General features: G+C 62.6%; 1 protein-coding gene. It reads left to right on the forward strand.

What is annotated here, in order from left to right:
- Nucleotides 1-535 (forward strand): IclR family transcriptional regulator (locus tag AC1DT3_RS23845; protein ID WP_477467613.1); only part of this gene is annotated, 535 nt, incomplete at both ends.

Here is a 535-nt window from a genome sequence, read left to right on the forward strand (position 1 = left end):
GCTTTGGCGCTGGGCTTCACTGCGATGGGAACGTTTGCCATCCGAGACATCGCACGCCCGCACATGCAGGCGCTCGCTGACGAAACCGGCGTTTCCGTGGCCCTCGGCGCCCGGGATGGCCGCGCGATGGTTTATATCGAGCATTGCCGTGGGGACAGCCCCTTGCATATCGGGATCGAGGTCGGGTCCCATATCAAAATCGGCACGTCGGCCATGGGCCGCGCGTATATCGCGGCGCAACCGATCAAGGAGCGCAAACAGTTTCTGGAGCGGCTCAAGACAGATCGCGCCGCATGGCCCGGCATTCGCGATGGCATCGACCAAGCCGTGAAAGATCTTGCCGAACGAGGCTTCGTACTCTCCGTGGGCGAATGGAAGCGTGAGGTCAATGCGGTCGGCGTCCCGCTGATGCTCGGTACGGGCACTCTCTCCTTTGCACTCAATTGCGGCGGACCGGCGATCATCCTTCCCGCGGACCGTCTCGTCGACACAATCGGCCCGCGACTTGTGCAAATCGCAAAGGACATCGCTGCCG

It is taken from the genome of Microvirga sp. P4_G7, assembly GCF_056401005.1.